The sequence below is a fragment of the Mesorhizobium sp. UC74_2 genome (assembly GCF_042701485.1).
Lineage (GTDB): Bacteria > Pseudomonadota > Alphaproteobacteria > Rhizobiales > Rhizobiaceae > Mesorhizobium.
Genome location: NZ_CP170562.1, coordinates 1,378,014 through 1,396,358, shown reverse-complemented (window position 1 = coordinate 1,396,358; position 18,345 = coordinate 1,378,014). Strand labels below are relative to the sequence as shown.

Annotated in this window: 18 protein-coding genes and 1 pseudogene; 13 read left to right on the top strand and 6 right to left on the bottom strand. The window is 63.6% G+C overall.

Annotated elements, in window-relative coordinates; translation table 11 throughout:
* Positions 1-31 precede the first annotated feature (31 nt).
* Positions 32-262 (top strand): hypothetical protein, encoded by a 231-nt coding sequence (locus ACFJIU_RS06580; protein WP_379068990.1) that lies wholly within the window; start codon positions 32-34, stop codon positions 260-262.
* A 255-nt stretch (positions 263-517) separates the two neighbouring features.
* Positions 518-1,030: a hypothetical protein gene (locus ACFJIU_RS06575; RefSeq protein WP_379068987.1), complete on the top strand. Its 513-nt coding sequence runs from the start codon at positions 518-520 to the stop codon at positions 1,028-1,030.
* A 38-nt stretch (positions 1,031-1,068) separates the two neighbouring features.
* Here ACFJIU_RS06575 and ACFJIU_RS06570 read toward each other — a convergent pair whose 3' ends face one another.
* The 3 genes from ACFJIU_RS06570 to ACFJIU_RS06560 all read right to left on the bottom strand — a co-directional run bounded on the left by ACFJIU_RS06570 (position 1,069) and on the right by ACFJIU_RS06560 (position 2,794).
* A complete protein-coding gene (locus ACFJIU_RS06570; RefSeq protein ID WP_379068984.1) occupies positions 1,069-1,305 on the bottom strand; it encodes a hypothetical protein in 237 nt (78 codons plus the stop codon).
* A gap of 77 nt (positions 1,306-1,382) precedes the next feature.
* On the bottom strand, positions 1,383-1,751 hold the full coding sequence (locus ACFJIU_RS06565; RefSeq protein ID WP_379068981.1) for a hypothetical protein: 369 nt from the start codon (positions 1,749-1,751) through the stop codon (positions 1,383-1,385).
* Positions 1,752-1,828: 77 nt separating this feature from the next.
* A complete protein-coding gene (locus ACFJIU_RS06560; RefSeq protein WP_379068978.1) occupies positions 1,829-2,794 on the bottom strand; it encodes a LysR family transcriptional regulator in 966 nt (321 codons plus the stop codon).
* A gap of 265 nt (positions 2,795-3,059) precedes the next feature.
* Between ACFJIU_RS06560 and chvE the strand changes: the two genes are divergently transcribed.
* From chvE to araD1, 4 genes are all read left to right on the top strand, one after another.
* Positions 3,060-4,121: a multiple monosaccharide ABC transporter substrate-binding protein gene (gene chvE, locus ACFJIU_RS06555; RefSeq protein ID WP_379072983.1), complete on the top strand. Its 1,062-nt coding sequence runs from the start codon at positions 3,060-3,062 to the stop codon at positions 4,119-4,121.
* Between the two features lie 140 nt (positions 4,122-4,261).
* Positions 4,262-5,800: a multiple monosaccharide ABC transporter ATP-binding protein gene (gene mmsA / locus ACFJIU_RS06550; protein WP_379068975.1), complete on the top strand. Its 1,539-nt coding sequence runs from the start codon at positions 4,262-4,264 to the stop codon at positions 5,798-5,800.
* Complete coding sequence (gene mmsB, locus ACFJIU_RS06545) at positions 5,797-7,056, top strand: multiple monosaccharide ABC transporter permease (protein WP_379068972.1); 1,260 nt, start codon at positions 5,797-5,799, stop codon at positions 7,054-7,056. The genes mmsA and mmsB overlap by 4 nt, the downstream gene beginning before the upstream one ends.
* A gap of 164 nt (positions 7,057-7,220) precedes the next feature.
* Positions 7,221-8,213, top strand: coding sequence for an AraD1 family protein (gene araD1 / locus ACFJIU_RS06540; RefSeq protein ID WP_379068969.1), 993 nt, complete (start codon positions 7,221-7,223; stop codon positions 8,211-8,213).
* A gap of 53 nt (positions 8,214-8,266) precedes the next feature.
* Here the strand turns inward: araD1 and ACFJIU_RS06535 are convergent, their stop codons facing one another.
* The gene (locus tag ACFJIU_RS06535; RefSeq protein WP_379068966.1) at positions 8,267-8,485 is read right to left on the bottom strand and encodes a hypothetical protein; all 219 of its coding nucleotides are present in this window, start codon (positions 8,483-8,485) and stop codon (positions 8,267-8,269) included.
* Between the two features lie 246 nt (positions 8,486-8,731).
* Between ACFJIU_RS06535 and ACFJIU_RS06530 the strand changes: the two genes are divergently transcribed.
* Positions 8,732-10,243 carry a PLP-dependent aminotransferase family protein gene (locus tag ACFJIU_RS06530; protein WP_379068963.1) on the top strand — a complete coding sequence of 504 codons (1,512 nt, stop codon included), beginning with the start codon at positions 8,732-8,734 and terminating at the stop codon, positions 10,241-10,243.
* Between the two features lie 32 nt (positions 10,244-10,275).
* Here ACFJIU_RS06530 and ACFJIU_RS06525 read toward each other — a convergent pair.
* Positions 10,276-11,126, bottom strand: a pseudogene (locus ACFJIU_RS06525) (3-keto-5-aminohexanoate cleavage protein).
* A gap of 104 nt (positions 11,127-11,230) precedes the next feature.
* On the opposite strand from ACFJIU_RS06525, the gene ACFJIU_RS06520 reads away from it, so the two are divergent.
* From ACFJIU_RS06520 to ACFJIU_RS06495, 6 genes are all read left to right on the top strand, one after another.
* Positions 11,231-12,115, top strand: coding sequence for a MurR/RpiR family transcriptional regulator (locus tag ACFJIU_RS06520; RefSeq protein ID WP_379068960.1), 885 nt, complete (start codon positions 11,231-11,233; stop codon positions 12,113-12,115).
* Positions 12,112-13,449 (top strand): aspartate aminotransferase family protein, encoded by a 1,338-nt coding sequence (locus ACFJIU_RS06515; protein ID WP_379068957.1) that lies wholly within the window; start codon positions 12,112-12,114, stop codon positions 13,447-13,449. Before ACFJIU_RS06520 ends, ACFJIU_RS06515 begins: the two co-directional genes overlap by 4 nt.
* Before the next feature lie 21 nt (positions 13,450-13,470).
* Complete coding sequence (gene glnH / locus ACFJIU_RS06510) at positions 13,471-14,211, top strand: glutamine ABC transporter substrate-binding protein GlnH (RefSeq protein WP_379068954.1); 741 nt, start codon at positions 13,471-13,473, stop codon at positions 14,209-14,211.
* A gap of 64 nt (positions 14,212-14,275) precedes the next feature.
* Positions 14,276-14,932, top strand: a complete 657-nt coding sequence (glnP, locus tag ACFJIU_RS06505) for a glutamine ABC transporter permease GlnP (protein WP_379068951.1) — start codon at positions 14,276-14,278, stop codon at positions 14,930-14,932.
* The gene (gene glnQ / locus ACFJIU_RS06500) at positions 14,929-15,657 is read left to right on the top strand and encodes a glutamine ABC transporter ATP-binding protein GlnQ (protein ID WP_379068947.1); all 729 of its coding nucleotides are present in this window, start codon (positions 14,929-14,931) and stop codon (positions 15,655-15,657) included. Before glnP ends, glnQ begins: the two co-directional genes overlap by 4 nt.
* On the top strand, positions 15,647-16,684 hold the full coding sequence (locus ACFJIU_RS06495) for a C45 family autoproteolytic acyltransferase/hydolase (protein ID WP_379068944.1): 1,038 nt from the start codon (positions 15,647-15,649) through the stop codon (positions 16,682-16,684). The genes glnQ and ACFJIU_RS06495 overlap by 11 nt, the downstream gene beginning before the upstream one ends.
* 33 nt (positions 16,685-16,717) lie before the next feature.
* On the opposite strand, the gene ACFJIU_RS06490 is transcribed toward ACFJIU_RS06495, so the two are convergent.
* On the bottom strand, positions 16,718-18,337 hold the full coding sequence (locus tag ACFJIU_RS06490; protein WP_379068941.1) for a dihydroxyacetone kinase subunit DhaK: 1,620 nt from the start codon (positions 18,335-18,337) through the stop codon (positions 16,718-16,720).
* Positions 18,338-18,345 lie beyond the last annotated feature (8 nt).

Here is an 18,345-nt window from a genome sequence, read left to right as displayed (position 1 = left end):
TTTTGCTCGAACTGCTCTGGAGAGTACGACCATGACCGAACCGGCAAGACTACCGGACGACGAAGTGCGGCTGGAAATCGACAGGGCGGCAGATGTCCTTATCGCAGCTTCGGACGGCGATGCGCGCGCTGCCGTTGTCGCCCTGCTGATTGCAAACAAGCTGCAGGAACATGAGCTGCATCTCACCCGCCTGGCCGTGTCGTCCGGCTATTCGCGCCAGCGACACCTGAAGCAAGCGATTGAAGAGGCCTCTCAGGCGTGAGCGGTCCGGCGTTTCATGGTGGCACGATAATGGACAGCCGGATGAGCGGGCGGACAATGTCGGCCGTCAGGAGCCTTGCCGCGGTGCCGGTTTCGGCAATCTGACGAACCGCTGAGTTTCAGCCCGCGACTGGGCCATCCGCAGCAACCGTGCGTAGTGCCGGGTGAATTCGGTTTGCAGCCCTTCGCCTCGCGCTGCGGCGTGACTGTTGAGTGCCAAAAGGAACGGTGTCATTTGCGTGGCCTCCCGAATGGAATGGAAGAAGCCTCGCAAGAATCCAACCGACCTCCCACCCGTTTCCTGCAACATCCATTCGGCGCAAGCTCACGGTGTTTCCAGAATTCGAGCAAGAAACGGGTGGCTGCGCAACGCAGATTTGCTGAACTGGCGCCTGCAATGTCTTGGCAGGAGCGCGCTATGGAAGCCTTTTCCCCGACGGTCGAACAAACCGCACTGCAGCGCCGCAGGTTTCTCGCCCTACGGCGCAAGGAACGCGACGAGCATCGGCTCAATCTCCTGGATGCCTGCATCACGGATTACGAAAAAGCGGCTAGAATCCGCGAATGGGTCGAGTGGGTATCGCCGACACTTCAAGGCGAACCCGACGTCGCTCACCTCGTCGAATGGGCAAAGAGAAACGCCGCACAACTCGAGGCGAAGTCTGCGGCTGCGATGAGCCAGATGGGTCTCAGGGAGCTTTTTCCGGAGGTGGATGATCTTCACGATCCACTCGGCGATCCAGCGCCGAAGCATCCCTGGGGCCTATGATGCAAGGCCCGCCCCGGCAGGCCGGGGCGGAAGTTGCTTCAGTTGTTCTCGGGGCTGGTCTCGGCCTCGTAGCACAGCCAGATAATCCTCCAGATCAGGATCAGCGTTGGAACGGCCAGGATACCGGCCAGGACGAGCTGAGGCAGAAGCGGCAGGTCCAGCAAGGCAGCGATCACCCAATGGATGACGCCAACCGAGATGAGCAGTTTGGCTGACAGGAGCAGCGTCGCGACCGCAACGCCGAACAGCGAATACGGAGTGAGGATACGGTTCATTCGAAATGCCCGTGTTGGCGCAGCTGCCGGGAAGCAGCACGCATGAAATCGGAAATGTGGAGGGTAGCCTTTAAGGCCTAGGCCAACGTCGCCGGCGGGTCGCGAGCCTGCGGGTGCTCGGGTTTCTGCCCGCCGATGTCACGCGCGGCCGATGCGACGGCGCGGGAAGACAGAACCGGCGCATCCAGCGCATCAGGGCCGGGCAGGATCGCATCAAAGGCCGATGCGTGGAATTTCGCGCGGATCGAGCGGGCGCTCTCCAGTGCCAGCGCAGGCGCCTTGTTTGGCAGGCCGAGTTTCAGGTCCGGCTGGGCGACCGAAATGCGCGGCGCGCCGTCGGAGACGATGGCTGCTCCGGGCTGCCCGTACTGCCAGAAGAACAGGACGAGAAGCACGCAGAGAAGTCTCTGCGTCAGGTTCTGTGTCCTGTGCCGGGTTGCGTCCATCGAAGCATCGCTACGGCATCGCGCCCGCACAGGCAAGGCAATCAGCCAAATCCGGCCGGAAACAACTCGCCCACGCTTCAGCTGACCTCGCGCAGGATGAAGTCGTAGAGCATCTTGGCGGCGGGCGAGAGCACGCGCTGCTTCATGGTGATCAGCGAATAGGGCCTGACTTCGATGTCGAAATCCGTCGGCAGCACGTCGATGGCGCCGCCCAATCCTTCCGGCCCCTGGATGAATTTCGCCACCTGCACGGAGACAGGTGCGATCGCATCCGACTGCGCCACCATCACCAAAGTGAGCAGCAGCGAACTGGTATTGAAGATGCGCTCCGGCAAGGTGATGTTGCGGTTGAGGAAATTCGCTTCCATCACCTGCCGCAGCGGCGACGAGCCCGACTGGAACACCCAGTCATAGCCGGCGGTCTCCTCGAGCCGCACCGTCCTGTTCACCATCAGCGGGTGGCCGCGCCGCACGATCAGGCAGGCCTTTTCGATGCCGATGACGCGGCTTTCGAACAGGCGCGGATTGAGGTCGTCCGGCACGCGCGCGATGATGAAATCATGGCGCATGGCGATCAACTCGCGCGCCAGCACGTTGCTGGTCTCGACCTGCATGGTGATCTCGATACGCGGATAGAGCCGGCGGATCTCCCGGATGGCCGGAACCGCCAGTTCGATGGCGGGCGCCGTCACGGCGCCGAGGAACACCGAACCGCCCTTGCCCGCCTTCAGTTCGGCGATCTCGCGGTCGGCCTCGCGCATCTCGATCAGGATAATGCGGGCCCGCCTGGCGAGAGCCTTGCCGTACGGCGTCATGGCGATGCCACGCGGCAGCCGCTCGCACAGCGTCACATCGAGAATGGCCTCCATTTCGGCAATCATGCGCGACGCGGCCGGCTGCGAGATGTTCATCACCTGGGCCGCCGCGCTGACCCGGCCATGATCGTCGAGCGCCACGATCATGCGCATGTGGCGCAGGCTGAGCCCGCTGTGCAGGAGCGCAGCGCCATCCGACTGCCCGATGCCTTCCCGCTGGCTATCCACCTGCCACCTCCGCCTACTGCCGACACATATATACCAATTTCGGTATACCAAACAGCAAAGATCGAATTTGACAGTTATGTCAAAGGGAACCACCCTTCGCGCGCTCGCTGCGGCAGACTTAGCCGGCGTTGAAAGAACGGCCGGAGGCGACAGCGGGCGACTGGGAGGTTAGCAGGGATCGACGGGCCGCCATCCGGCGGCATTGCGCGGGCGCCGGATTTCCGGCGCGGCATTCTTCAACTTAGGGAGAGAGACAGTGAAGCTCATGAAAACGTTGATCGCCACGGTGGCGATCGGTTTCGCAGCCATGACCTTCGGCGCGCACGCCGAAGACAAGGGCCTCGTCGGCATCGCCATGCCCACCAAGTCCTCGCTGCGCTGGATCAGCGACGGCAACGAACTGGTCAAGGCTCTCGAAGCCAAGGGCTACAAGACCGATCTGCAATACGCGGAAGACGATATCCCGAACCAGCTCGCGCAGATCGAGAACATGGTGACCAAGGGTCCGAAGGCGCTGATCGTCGCCTCGATCGACGGCACCACGCTTTCCGACGTGCTCAAGAAGGCGGCCGAGCAGAACGTCAAGGTCATCGCTTATGACCGCCTGATCAAGCAGAGCCCGAACGTCGACTACTACACCACCTTCGACAACTTCCAGGTCGGCGTCCTGCAGGCCAATTCGATCCTCAAGGGCCTCGGCTATCCGGAGAAGAAGGGGCCGTTCAACATCGAACTGTTCGGCGGCTCGCCGGACGACAACAACGCCTTCTTCTTCTATGACGGCGCCATGTCGGTGCTGAAGCCGCTCATCGACAAAGGCGACCTCGTCGTGAAGTCGGGCCAGATGGGCATGGAAAAGGTCGGCACGCTGCGCTGGGATGCAGCGGTCGCACAGGCCCGCATGGACAACATCCTGTCGGCCAACTATTCGGACGGCAGCCGCGTCGACGCGGTTCTGGCACCTTATGACGGCCTGTCGCGCGGCATCATCTCCTCGCTGCGCGGTGTCGGCTACGGCACCGGCGACCAGCCATGGCCGATCATCTCCGGCCAGGACGCCGAAGTGCCTTCGGTCAAGGCGATGATCGCCGGCGAGCAGTATTCCACCGTCTATAAGGACACCCGCGAACTCGCCAAGGTCACCGCCGAGGTGGTCGACCAGGTCATGCAGGGCAAGGAGCCTTCGCAGATCAACGACACCAAGACCTACAACAACGGCGTCAAGGTGGTTCCGTCGGTGCTGCTGAAGCCGGTCGAAGTCGACAAGTCGAACTACGAAGAACTGCTGGTCAAGTCCGGCTACATCAAGGCTGAAGACCTGAAGTAATCAGGCCCGCGCTCCGCGCCGGCAACACGGCGCGGAGCCCCTTTCGCGGCTTTCAACAGCCCCTTTTAGCCTCTTGGGCCGTTCTGTATCATGGGGACCCGGCCTTTCGCGGGCGGGCTCCACAGGCGTCGGGTTTGGCAATGGCAAAAACCATTCTGGAGATGCGCGGCATCACCAAGACGTTTCCCGGGGTGAAAGCCCTGCAGGACGTCAATCTGAGTGTCCAGGAAGGCGAGATCCTCGCCATCGTCGGCGAGAACGGCGCCGGCAAATCGACGCTGATGAAGGTGCTTTCCGGCGTTTATCCGTATGGCAGCTATGAGGGCGAAATCCATTTCGACGGCCAGGAATGCCGTTTCGGCGGCATCCATGACAGCGAGCGCGTCGGCATCGTCATCATCCACCAGGAACTCGCGCTGGTGCCGCTGCTGTCGATCACCGAGAACATCTTCCTCGGCAACGAACAGGCGAAGTTCGGCGTCATCGACTGGCACGTGGCGCGCAGCCGCGCCAAGAAACTGCTGGCGCGCGTCGGCCTCAGCGAAAATCCCGACACGCTGATCACCAATATCGGCGTCGGCAAGCAGCAGCTGGTGGAGATCGCCAAGGCGCTGTCGAAGGAAGTCAGGCTGCTGATCCTGGATGAGCCGACTGCCAGCCTTTCGGAAAAGGACAGCCACGCGCTGCTCGATCTTCTGCTGGAATTCAAGCGCCAGGGCATGACGTCGATCCTGATCTCGCACAAGCTCAACGAAGTGAAGAAGGTGGCCGACCGCGTCACCGTCATCCGCGACGGCCGCACCATCGAGACCATGCACCGCGACGACGTCAGCGAAGACCGCATCATCACCTCGATGGTCGGCCGCACCATGGAAGACCGCTATCCGACGCGCGCACCGAAGATCGGCGAAACCATCTTCGAGGTGAAGGACTGGGTGGTGCACCATCCGCTGCACCCCGAGCGCCAGATCATCAAGGGCATCAACCTTTCAGTGCGCAAGGGCGAGGTCGTCGGCATCGCCGGCCTGATGGGCGCAGGGCGCACCGAGTTCGCCATGAGCGTATTCGGCCGCAGCTACGGCACCAAGATCAGCGGCGAAGTACTGCTGCACGGCAAGCCCGCCGACACCACGACGGTGGAGAAGGCGGTGGCCGCCGGCCTCGCCTACGCCACGGAGGACCGCAAGACCTACGGCCTCAACCTGATCGACCACATCAAGCACAATGTGACGGTCGCCAATCTGCCGGGAGTGTCCTCGAAGGTCGGCGTCATCGACGACATGCGCGAGTTGAAGGTCGCCAAGGATTTCCGCAAGCGCACCAACATCCGCTCCTCCAGCGTCTACCAGGTCACCGGCAACCTTTCGGGCGGCAACCAGCAGAAGGTGGTGCTGTCGAAATGGCTGTTCTCCAATCCCGACGTCCTGATCCTCGACGAGCCGACGCGTGGCATCGACGTCGGCGCCAAATACGAGATCTACACCATCATCAACAAGCTGGCCGATGAGGGCAAAGGCATACTGGTCATCTCGTCGGAGATGCCGGAACTGCTCGGCATCTGCGACCGCATCTACGTGCTGAACGAGGGCCGCATCGTCGGCGAACTCGCCGGGCACGAGGCCAGCCAGGAAAAGATCATGCGGGCGATCGTCCGCGGGGAGGAGAAAGCGGCATCATGACCACCGAAACCGCGACGCCCACCGAAACGACTCCAGCCAGGCAATCCATGCGCGACGCTCTGAAGGAGAACCTGCGCGAATACGGGTTGGTGCTGGCCCTGATCGTCATCATGCTGTTCTTCCAGGTGATGACGAACGGCATCCTGTTCCTGCCGGTCAACCTCACCAATGTGGTGTTGCAGAACTCCTACATCATCGTGATGGCACTCGGCATGCTGCTGGTCATCGTCGCCGGCCATATCGACCTTTCGGTCGGTTCCGTCGCCGGCTTCGTCGGCGCGGTCGCGGCGGTGCTGATGGTGGACTACGGCTGGAATCCGCTGCTTGCCGCGCTGGCCTGCATCGCGGTCGGCGCCGTCATCGGCGGCGCGCAGGGCTATTTCATCGCCTATATGAAAATCCCCTCCTTCATCGTGACGCTGGCCGGCATGCTGGTGTTCAAGGGCCTGCTGCTCGCCTTGCTTGGCGGCCGTTCCGTCGGCCCCTTCCCGACCGAATTCCAGATGCTGTCGGCCGGCTTCATTCCGGACGTCATCGGCCGTTGGACCATCATCGAGCCGGCGCTCAATGCCTCCGGTGCCGCGATCCCGAACACTGGCATCGCGCTGCATTCGACGACAATGCTGATCGGCGGTCTGATCGTGCTGGGCATGTTCTACGCGGCAACGCGGGCACGACGCGCGCAGGAAAGCCACGGCCACGAAACCGAACCGTTCGGCCTGTTCGCGATCAAGAACGCCATCATGGCCGTGATCATCATGTTCCTGATGTACAAGTTCGCCTCCTACCGGGGCCTGCCCAACGTGCTGATCGTGATGGGTATCCTGACGGCGCTGTTCGTGTTCATCACCAAGCGCATGACCTTCGGTCGCCGCATCTTCGCCATGGGCGGCAACATCAAGGCGGCGGCCCTTTCCGGCATCAAGACCGAACGGCTCACCTTCTATGTCTTCGTCATCATGGGCATGCTGGCGGCGTTGGCCGGGCTGATCTATGCCGCCCGCCTCAACCAGGCGACGCCCAAGGCGGGGGCCGGCATGGAACTCGACGTGATCGCGGCGGTGTTCGTGGGCGGCGCCTCGGCCATGGGTGGTGTCGGCGAGGTTGCCGGCGCGGTGATCGGCGCCTTCATCATGGGCGTCATGAACAACGGCATGGGCATCATGGGCATCAACATCGACTGGCAGCAGGTCATCAAGGGCCTGGTGCTGCTCGGCGCTGTCGCCTTCGATCTCTACAACAAGAAGAAGGCCTGACACCCGGAAAGAAGGGACCAGGGCCGCTCGCAGGCCGGTAACCGGCCGTACATTCGGGGCAATGAAGCCCCCGCGGGCAACATCCGAATGAAGCATTTGAACGCGGACCGCCAACCGGGCCGCGCAGGAAGGGTTTTGCCGACTACCGGCGGAAAGAGGACATCATGCTGATCTCCCAGTTCCTCGACGACAGCGATGCCATCCGCGTCGTGGCGCGCAATGGCGGCAAGGCCCGCGTCGTCACCGGCGCCCGCAGCGTCTATTCGCTGGCGACGGAAGCGGCGCGCACCGGCAGCGGGCTGGAAGCGCTGATCGAGAAGAAGGGCCTTGCCGACACGGTCGACCTCGAAGCGCTCTACCGGAAAGGCCGGCTGCTGTCGCCGATCAACCATCCCGACCCGGCGCATCTGCATCTCACCGGCACCGGCCTCACCCATCTCGGCTCCGCGGCAACGCGCGACGCCATGCACAGGAAGCTGAATGCCGAGGGCGAGGAACAGCTGACCGATTCCATGAAGATGTTCCGCATGGGCCTTGACGCCGGCAAGCCGGCGGCGGGACAGGCAGGCGTACAGCCGGAATGGTTCTACAAGGGCAACGGCACCATGGCGGTGGCGCCGGGTGCCGCCCTGCTTTCACCCGCCTTCGCCGAAGACGCCGGCGAGGAACCGGAAATCGCCGGCATCTATGTGATCGGCGACGATCGCCAACCGTTCCGCGTCGGCTTTGCGCTGTCGAACGAGTTTTCCGACCACGTCACCGAGCGGGTCAACTATCTCTACCTCGCCCATTCGAAACTCAGGAACGCCTCATTCGGCCCGGAGATCCTGATCGGCGACCTGCCCGCCGACATCCGCGGCACCTCGCGCATCCTGCGCGACGGCAAGGAGTTGTGGCAGAAGCCGTTCTTGTCAGGCGAAACCAACATGTCGCATTCGATCGGCAATCTCGAACACCACCATTTCAAATATGCGTTGTTTCGCCGGCCTGGCGACGTTCACGTGCATATGTTCGGCACGGCAACGCTGTCCTTCGCCGACGGCGTCCGCACCGAAGATGGCGACGTCTTCGAAATCGAAGCGCCTGAGTTCGGCCTCCCGCTGCGCAATCCGCTCGAGATCGAACAGCCCGAGACCGTGGTGGTGAAGGCGCTCTAGGAAGGCGACAATCCTGAGAGTCGCTCCAGCGCGTCATGTTTGCCAGTCGGGCCTTAGTCCACCGGATGCCAGTCAGATCTGTTGTCGACCATCGGCGCCAGCCAGACCGGCCTAGACCATTGCATCCGCTCGCTCATTTCCCGTTCGAGACGATCCGAGCAGACGGCGCCCTCGGACGGCAGGATATCGATCGATACCCACCTGCGGGCCAGAACCGCGAATGCCAGCGCAACGGCGCCCGGCAGTCTTGCAAGCAGTGGGAGAGCTGTCATGTCAGGCCTCCTGACGCCGCGCATGCGGCATGCAGCTGCGAAGCCCTCACCATAGCATGAACAGACGTCGCTTGCATCGCCAGGCAGGCAATGGCCAAAACCGCGAACAGGACGCTTCGAACAGCCGGCATATCACGACGCATCTTGCGTTGACCTTCCTAAAAGTGGTTCATTGTTCTTCCGGTTTCAGTCAAAAATGAAGGTCCACTTCAGTGGATCGACCCGGACCGCCTTTCGGAGTTTCGAGTGGAAAGAAGTTCACGCCGGCATGAAGGTCCCGCCCATCTGGTGCACGTTGCCCTGGAGCGCCATTCGACCATGCCGATCAGCCGGCAGCTTTACCTTCAGTTGCGCCAGGCCATCGTTTCCGGCCAGATACCAGCGGCGACGCGACTGCCTTCGACGCGCGCCGCGACGAAGCTCTGGTCCGTATCGCGCGGCAGCGTCGTCGAAGCTTACGAAACACTGCTCAACGAAGGTTACGCCTCCGGTCGCGGCGGATCGGGCACCTATGTCGCCGAGGATGTGCCCGAGCGATCGGGCGCGGCCGTGCACGCGGAGACGGAACGCATCGCCGTCTCGCCTCGCCTTTCGCGCGCGGCACTTGCTTCCGTTCAATCGGCGGTGCTGGAACCTCCACCGCAAGTCCCGTTCGTCACCGGCCGCTCCGCTCCCGACGCGAAGACGCGCTCCATCCTGAAACGGCTGGCGTATCGCCATGTCGGCATCCTCTCGGACCACTACCGCGATCCACAGGGGGAACTGCTTCTCAGGGAAACGGTGTCGTCCTATCTCGCTGCGGCGCGCGGCCTGCGTTGTTCGCCCGAACGCATCTTCATCACCGCCGGCTCCCAGCAGGCGATCGATCTCGCCATTCGCACGCTGACCGACCCCGGAGACCAGGTGGCGATCGAGGACCCCGGCTATCCGCCGGCACGGCTGGCCCTGGCCGCGCACGGCACCCGGCAGGTCGCCGTGCCGGTGGACGTGGATGGCCTTCGCGTCGACAGCCTGGCCGAACATGGTGACGCCATTCGGGCAGTCTATGTGACGCCGTCGAACCAGTACCCGACCGGTGCGGTGCTCTCGATGGCCCGCCGGCTGGCGCTTGTCGACTGGGCGGCCGCAAACGGCAGCTGGATCCTGGAAGACGACTACGACAGCGAGTTCCGCTACGATGAACGGCCGCTGGCCGCGCTCCAGGGCATCGACGACCATCAGAGCGTCATCTATATCGGCACCTTCAGCAAGGCGCTGCTGCCAGGGTTGCGCCTCGGCTATCTCGTCGTTCCCGACAAGGTGGTGCCGGCCTTTCGCAGGATGCGCATCCTGCTCGATCGTTTTCCTGCACCGTTCCAGCAGCTGGTGGTGGCCGACTTCCTGCGCGAAGGGCATTTCTCGAGCCATCTGAGACGATTGCGCGAGACCTACCGGATGTCCCGCAACAGCCTGGTGTCGGCGATCGGCGATCGAAAAGCGGCTCCGTTCACGGTGAATACGCCCCACCAGGGCGTCCATATGATTGCGCGGCTGCCTGAAGAAATTGACGATATCGTTTTCGCCGGTGCCGCCCGCCGCGCCGGCGTTACCGTTCTCCCCATTTCACCCATGTGTATCGGCAAAAGCCCGCGCCAGGGTCTCCTGCTCGGCTTCTCCGCATTGACGGATGCGGAGATTGACGTGGGCGTCGCGCGGCTGGGCCATGCGTTTGAGAGTATGAACGCAAAGGTGCAGCGACGTGATCGCGCTGGCCTGTAGATCTGCGCCTCGGAGCTCGGCGGAAAGCTACGTCACTCGCGTGTCCGCGTTGACGCATCGGCGAGGACACGAGCGCCTGCTGCATCACAAGGTACGTATCCCAGCTTCCTGATGGCTGTGGTCACCGCTTCGACCAGATCCGCGTTGCCGCTCGCTAGCGCACCATCCGGCAGATACAGATTGTTCTCGAAGCCTACGCGGATATGGCCGCCGAGCAATGCGGCAGCGGTCACGCAGGCGGCTTCATGCCGCCCGAAGGCGCATACGCTCCAATGGGAAAACCGTGGCGCGCCGGCGCCAGGAACGGCAGGAGATCAGCGGGCCGCGATGTCTGGGAGACGGTGTAGCGGCCAAGCACGTAGAGCACCGGAATGTCCGGCCAAGGCACGAGGCCACGGCTGATCATTGCAGCCAGGCGCAGGGCTTCCGCCGGATCATAGAGGATGACCTGCGGCGAAACATTCTCCCTCTTCATCCAGGCAAGCGCCTCCGCGAAGGCAGGCTCGGCGGTTTCGTCGGGCGCGAGTTCGCGCAGTGCCAGCGAGACGGCTTCCGGCCGCACCGCCTTCAGGACGGCGATCTGTTCGGACGGGACATAGAGGCCGAGTGCTTCCGTCGTGATCTGGATCACCAGACGATCGCCCACCTCCGCGCGGATGGCGTCGATCACTTGCCGGTAGGCATTGGCATCCAGCAGATGACGGCCATCCGGCCGGCGCACGTGGACGTGGATCATCGCCGCGCCCGCATCCAGGCATTCGGCGGCCGTCCGGGCGAGTTCCGACGTGGTCAAAGGTATGCCCGGGTGGTCGACTTCGGTGCGCCGTCCTCCGTTCGGCGCGACTGCTATCACGACCCGCTGCGACTGAAGCTGTTCATTCATGTCCCCTGCACCTCGTTGTCGCAAACAATGATCCATCTCAATCATCATGATACATCTTGAAACAAGTGTTGCAAACATGGAGAGATGGATGTAATTCATTCAGCATGCAAACAGGTCCCCTTGCTGAAACGATCGTCCAGGCTTTCGACACCATGTCGGAGCAACTGCAGACCGCGGCGCGCTACGTGCTGAACCAGCAACATGACGTTGCCCTCCTGTCCATGCGCGAGCAGGCCCGGCAGGCGGGCGTACAGCCTGCCACCATGACACGGCTTGCCAAACATCTCGGTCTTTCCGGCTATGAGGATATCCGGCAGCTATATGCCGATGCCATGCGCAACGATGTGACGGGCTTTGCCGGCCGCGTCGGGATCCAGGCGAAAAGCCAGAAGCTCAAGGGCGATCATGCGCTGGCAGCCGACATGCTGGGCGGCATCGCCGCGCAGATCAGCCAGCTCTCGCAGCCGGGTACGCTTGATACGCTCGTCGACGCAGCTCGCAGGCTCGGCGCAGCTCGGCGCATCTATTGCCTTGGCCTGCGCTCCAGTCATTCGCCAGCCTGGCACCTGCACTACATCCTTTCGCTCGCCGGAAAACACTCGATCATGCTGGATGCCGTCGGCGGGATCGGCGCCGATGCGCTGGGCAACGCGACGGCACAGGACGTCATGGTCGCCGCCAGCGTACTGCCCTACACGCGCCAGACCATCGAAATCGCCGACTATGCCGGCGCATCGGGCGTTCCGCTCGTCGCGATCACCGACAGCCCTGTCGCCCCCCTTGCCCAGCTCGCGGCCTGCACGGTCATCGTGCCGACGGAAAGCCCTTCGTTCCTTCATACCATGTCGCCGGCCTTCGTTGTTGCCGAAGTGCTGGGCGCACTCGTTGCCGGCCAGGCCGGGGACACGGCCAGCGCAGCACTGGCTGGCGTCGACCGCCAGTCTGCCGCTCTCAACACCCATCTCAAGACGAGGACGAAGCGTCCGTGACCCGCATCCTGCATCGCACCATCCATTCCAGTATGCCGGTTGCCGTGGGAGGCAAGGGCATCGAGCTCTTCGACGCCGCAGGCAAGGCCTATATCGACGCCTCTGGTGGTGCTGCCGTCTGGTGCCTGGGCCACGGCCATCCCGCCGTGCTGGCCGCCCTGCACGAACAGCTCGACCGGCTCGCTTATGCCCACACCGGCTTCTTCACGTCCGAGACGGCGGAGGCACTGGCCGATCTGCTTATCGAAGACTCGCCGGCCGGGCTCAGCCACGTCTACCTGGTCAGCGGCGGCTCGGAGGCGGTGGAGGCCGCACTGAAGATGGCGCGGCAATATTTTGTCGAAAAGGGGGAACTGCAGCGCCGCCACATCATCGCGCGCCGGCAGAGCTATCACGGCAATACGCTGGGAGCGCTTGCGGCAGGCGGTAATGAATGGCGCCGCGCGCAATTCAAGCCGCTGCTCATCGAAACCCATCATATCGACCCCTGCTATGCCTATCGCCTGCAGGAACAGGACGAGAGCGACGAGGCCTATGCCGTGCGCGCGGCACAGCAACTCGAGGACAAGATCGTCGAACTCGGGGCCGATCAGGTCATCGCCTTCGTCGCCGAGACGGTGGTGGGGGCAACGGCGGGCGCGGTGCCGCCTGTTGCCGACTACCTGAAACACATCCGCTCAATCTGCGACCGCTACGGCGTGCTGCTCATCCTCGACGAGGTGATGTGTGGCATGGGCCGCACCGGCACGCTGCACGCCTGCGAACAGGACGGCGTCACCCCCGATCTGATGACCATCGCCAAGGGGCTGGGGGGAGGCTACCAGCCGGTCGGCGCCGTGCTTCTTTCGGAAAAGGTCTTCGATGCTTTCTCGAATGGCTCCGGCTTCTTCCAGCATGGCCATACCTATATGGGCCATCCGATGGCCGCGGCTGCCGGCCTTGCCGTGCAGCAGGTGATCCGGCGCGAAAACCTGCTCGCCAACGTCACCGCAATGGGTGCGGAACTGGACCGGCAGCTCACCGAACGCCTCGGCAACCACCACCATGTCGGCGACATTCGCGGGCGCGGCCTGTTCCGCGGCGTCGAGCTGGTCGCCGACCGCGCCAGCAAGCGGCCCTTCGATCCGAAACTCAAATTGAACGGCCTGATCAAGAAGGAAGCCATGGCGCGTGGCCTGATGGTCTATCCGATGGGCGGCACCCTCGACGGGCGGCTCGGCGACCATGTGCTGCTCGCCCCACCCTTCATCGTCGACCGCGATGACATCGGCCGGATCGTCGAACGGCTGGGCGATGCGATCGACGCCGCCACAAGCACTCTCGCAAACACATAACCAAGTAAAAGGGGAACTGTCATGAAGCTGCGTTCTATTCTGTTTGCCGCCTTTGCCACGGCGATCGCCCTTGCCCCCGGCGCCCGCGCCGAAGACCTGGTGGTTGCCACCGACACGGCCTTCGTACCCTTTGAATTCAAGGAGGGCGACAAATACGTCGGCTTCGACATCGACATGTGGGCAGCCATCGCCAAGGAGATCGGTGTCACCTACACGCTTCAGCCGATGGACTTCAACGGCATCATCCCTGCCCTCCAGACCAAGCAGGTGGACGTCGCGCTCGCCGGCATCACCATCAAGGACGAACGCAAGAAGGTCATCGACTTCTCGGATGGCTATTATGACAGCGGTTTCCTGTTGATGGTGCCGGCCGACAGCGCCATCAAGGGCGCAGACGACCTCAAGGGCAAGGTGCTGGCCGTGAAGACCGGCACGTCCGCGACGGACTACGCCAAGGAACACTTCAAGGAAACGGAACTGCGCCAGTTCCCCAACATCGACAACGCCTATCTGGAGCTCCAGACCGGCCGCGTCGACGCCGCCATGCACGACACGCCGAACGTGCTTTATTACGTCAAGACCGCCGGCGGCGGTAAGGTGAAGGCCGTCGGCGAGCAGATGATGGCACACCAGTACGGCATCGGCTTCCCGAAAGGCAGCGACCTGGTGGCAAAGGTCAATGTTGCGCTCGCCAACATGAAGAAGGACGGCCGCTACACCGAAATCTACAAGAAGTGGTTCGGCGCCGAGCCAAAGCTCTAGCGCTTTCTTTAGCCGGGCGTGCCGGCAAGGCCGGCGCGCCCTCCTCACGCTCGGGGAGCCCTTCATGGAATTCGATTGGTCCGTCATTGCCGGGGCCATGCCCGCCTTGCTGAGCGGCGCCCGCCTCACCATCCTCATCACACTGGCCGGGCTTGCCGGCGGCCTTGTCGTGGGGTTCATCGCCGGGCTGATGCGCGCCTACGGCAATGTGGTCCTAAACGCCATCGCCTTTGCCTATGTCGAGCTCATCCGGGGCACGCCGATCGTCGTGCAGGTGATGTTCATCTATTTCGCCCTGCCGATGCTCGCCGATATCCGCGTCAACCCTATGACCGCCGCCGTCACCGCCATCATCGTCAACGCCGGCGCCTATATCGCGGAGATCGTGCGCGGCTCCTTCCTGTCAGTGCACAAAGGATTGAAGGAAGCCGGCCTCGCGCTCGGCCTGCCGATATGGAAGGTGCTGGTCTACATCATCGGCCCGGTCGCCTTCCGGCGCATGATACCGCCGCTCGGCAACCAGTTCATCGTCAGCCTGAAGGACACGTCGCTGTTCATCGTCATCGGTGTCGGCGAACTCACCCGCCAGGGCCAGGAAATCATGGCCGCCAACTTCCGCGCCGTCGAGATCTGGAGCGCGGTGGCAGTGCTCTACCTGCTGATGACCGGGACCATGACGCTGATCCTGCGTATCACTGAAAAGAGGATGCGGATCCTATGAGCATCGTGGAGTTTCGAAAGGTCACCAAGACATTCGGCCCCATCGTGGTGCTGCGCGAAGTCGACCTCAACATCGATGCCGGCGAGGTGGTCGTGCTGATAGGCCCGTCCGGCTCGGGCAAATCGACGCTGCTCCGCTGCATCAACGCGCTCGAAGAGATCAATGGCGGCGACCTCGTCGTCGACAACATCAGCGTGAAAGCCGGTCGTTCGCAGGTGCGCCTGATCCGCCAGGAAGCCGGCATGGTGTTCCAGCAGTTCAACCTGTTTCCGCAGATGACGGCGCTCGAAAACGTCGCCTTTGGTCCTCGCCGCGTGCGCGGCCTCGGCCGGGCGGAGGCGCAGGAACAGGCCAGGACGCTGCTTGCCAAGGTCGGTCTCGCCGACCGTGGCCACCACTATCCTTCCGAGCTTTCGGGAGGACAGCAGCAGCGGGTGGCGATCGCCAGGGCGCTGGCCGTCAAGCCGAAGCTGATGCTGTTCGACGAGCCGACCTCCGCACTCGACCCGGAACTGCGCCATGAGGTGCTGCGCGTCATGCAGGCGCTGGCCGAGGAAGGCATGACCATGATCGTGGTGACGCATGAGATGGCCTTTGCCCGCCAAGTCGGCACGCGGCTCATCTTCATGGAGGACGGCAAGATCTCGGTCGACGGCAATCCGGCTGAACTGCTCGCCCGATCGGAAAACCCACGCCTGCGAGAGTTCCTGCAGCATGTCCATTGACCCTCGGCTGGGCTTCATCGAGATCATCGGCACGCCGGTGGAAGTCGGCCTGCAGCTTGGCCGCTTCGGTCGGGAAATTGCCCATCGCCATCTTATCGTCAGTCATGCCTGGGCCTCCGTCATGGGCTTTCGCGACGATCCCCGTATCGAAGCCATGCGTCGGCTGGTCGAAGCCCGCTTCCCCGCCTACTGGATGGAGCTGCAGGGTCTGGCACTCGGCCTCGACCTGCCCTTTGACAACGTCTTCCTGTGGAATTGTCGCGGCGACGTTTGGGCCTTCGCGCCCGACGGCTGCACCACCGTGCAGATACCAGGCGCGGAGCCGATCCTTGCGCACAACGAGGACGGCGACCCCGGCTTCCACGGCCATTGCGCGCTTGCTCATGTCCGTCCCGAGGAAGGTATCGCCTTCACAAGCTTTGTGTACCCCGCGTCAATTCCGGGCCATACCTTCGCGGTGACCGGGGCCGGCCTCGTGCAGGCCGTCAACAACATTCGCTCGCGCGGCGTCGGCATCGGCCTGCCGCGGATGATCCTGGGCCGCGCCCTGTTCGACTGCCATACGCTCGATGAGGCCGTCGATCTGCTGAGCGGCGCGCCCCGCGCCGGCGCCTTTCACATGACGCTAGCCCAGCAGGGGGATTCCCGGCTGGCAAGTATCGAATTCACGCACACCAATTGCTCGGTCGAAATGCTCGCGCAGCGGCGCTGCCACGCGAACCACCTGATCCATCCGGCCATGGCAAACGAACGGCAGATCATCACCGCATCTTCGCTGTCGAGACAGGATCGCGGAAACGACATCGCCAAAGGCTCAACGGACCCCTTGTCCACCTTGTGGGATCATGGTCAACAGGCATTGCCGATCTACCGGAGACAACCCGACGACCCCGATCATGAGAATACGCTGGCAACGGCTGTCTTCCATGTCGGCGCGGAATCCGTTGACTGGTGCGTTTACGACACGAAGGACGACGCTCCACGGTTCGTCCTGAGGGGAGTTTCTCGGTCTGACGCGATCCGATAATGCTTTGCCTGCGGGCTGCTGACGCAGGCGCTGCTAAGCTGCTAGATGCTCGAACAGCCGCGCCACCGCCTCGGCACCCGGGTCGACATGGCCTTCGAGCTGCCTGGCGCTGATGTAGGCGGCGCGACCGGCCTTGGCGCGGGTGAGCGTGGCGGTGAAGTCCGCGCCCTGTCGTGCCGCCTGCGCCGCGTCGGCCATGCCCCTGCCAAGCGCTTCGAGCGCGGGCGCCAGCGCATCCACCATGGTGCGGTCGCCGATATGGGCGCCGCCGATTTCCTGCATGCGGGCCAGCCCCGCCCGCAACGCCTCGCGCATCGGCAAGCCGCTCGATGCGCCGTCACCGGCAGCGGCAAAGAAGATGGCGAGCAACACGCCGGATGAACCGCCCATGGTCTGGCTGAGCTCCAGGCCGATGGCGCGCAGCAGTTGCGTATGGTCGGACAGCGGCAGGCGGTCGATGGCGTTGATCAATGCGCGGGCCGCCCCGGCCAATGTCGAACCGGTGTCGCCGTCGCCCGATTTGGCGTCGAGGGCATTGAGATCCTGCTCGGCAGCGATCAGCACGTCGCAGCAACTGATCAGGAAGGCGCGTGTCGCCGCATGGTTGGAGGGCATCGGCATGATCGGCGTCAGGCCATCCGGCAAGGCGGCGACGGCAATTGGGCGAACCTCGGAGACGCCCGGCCAGGCGGCGATCGGCACAGGCGTCTTCAGCAGGGCCAGTTCAGCTGCATTGGCGGCAAAGACCGAGATCGAAAAACCCTGCATGTCTAGAGAGGTCATCAGCGGCGCCGGGCCGACCGTGTGGCTGATCCTGTCGCCGACCGACGAGCCGAGCAGATCATGCGCGAGCACCGACATCTCAAGCACCGAGGTGCCGCCGAGATTGTTGATCAGCGCCACGTGCTGCCCATCGCCCATCACGGCAGCGAGCCTTTCGACCATCGTGGCGACCGAGGCCCTGGCGCCGGCGAAATCGATCTGCTCGACACCTGCCTCGCCATGGATGCCGAGGCCGAGTTCGGCCTTGCCTTCGGGAATGCGGTCTTCCTTCGGCGACCCCGGCACCCGGCAGGTGTCAAGCGACATGCCGATGGAGCGGGTGCCGGCGATGACGTGTCTGGCGGCAGTGGTCACGGCGTCGAGATCGGCGCCGCGTTCGGCGAGCGCGCCGGCGATCTTGTGCACGAACAGCGTGCCGGCGACACCACGCGCCTGCGGCAGGTCGGGCAGCGCGATGTCGTCGCCGACGATCACCATGGAAACGTTGAGGCCAAACGCCCGCGCGCGCTCGGCGGCAAGGCCGAAATTCAGCCGGTCGCCGGTGTAGTTCTTGACGATGAGCAGGCAGCCGGCCGGGCCGGTGACGGCGAGGATGCCGGCCAGCACCGCATCGACGCTGGGCGAAGCAAAGACGTCGCCGCAGACCGCGGCCGTCAGCATGCCCTTGCCGACGAAGCCGACATGGGCCGGCTCATGGCCGGAGCCGCCGCCTGAGACGATCGCCACCCTGGACTTGTCCCAGTCGCTGCGCAGCACGACGCGGATGTGCGGATAGCCGTCGAGACGGGTCAATGCGCCGCCGGAGAGCGCGAGCACGCCGTCGATCGCCTCGGTGACAACGTCTTCGCGCTTGTTGATGAACTGCGACATAAAATTTT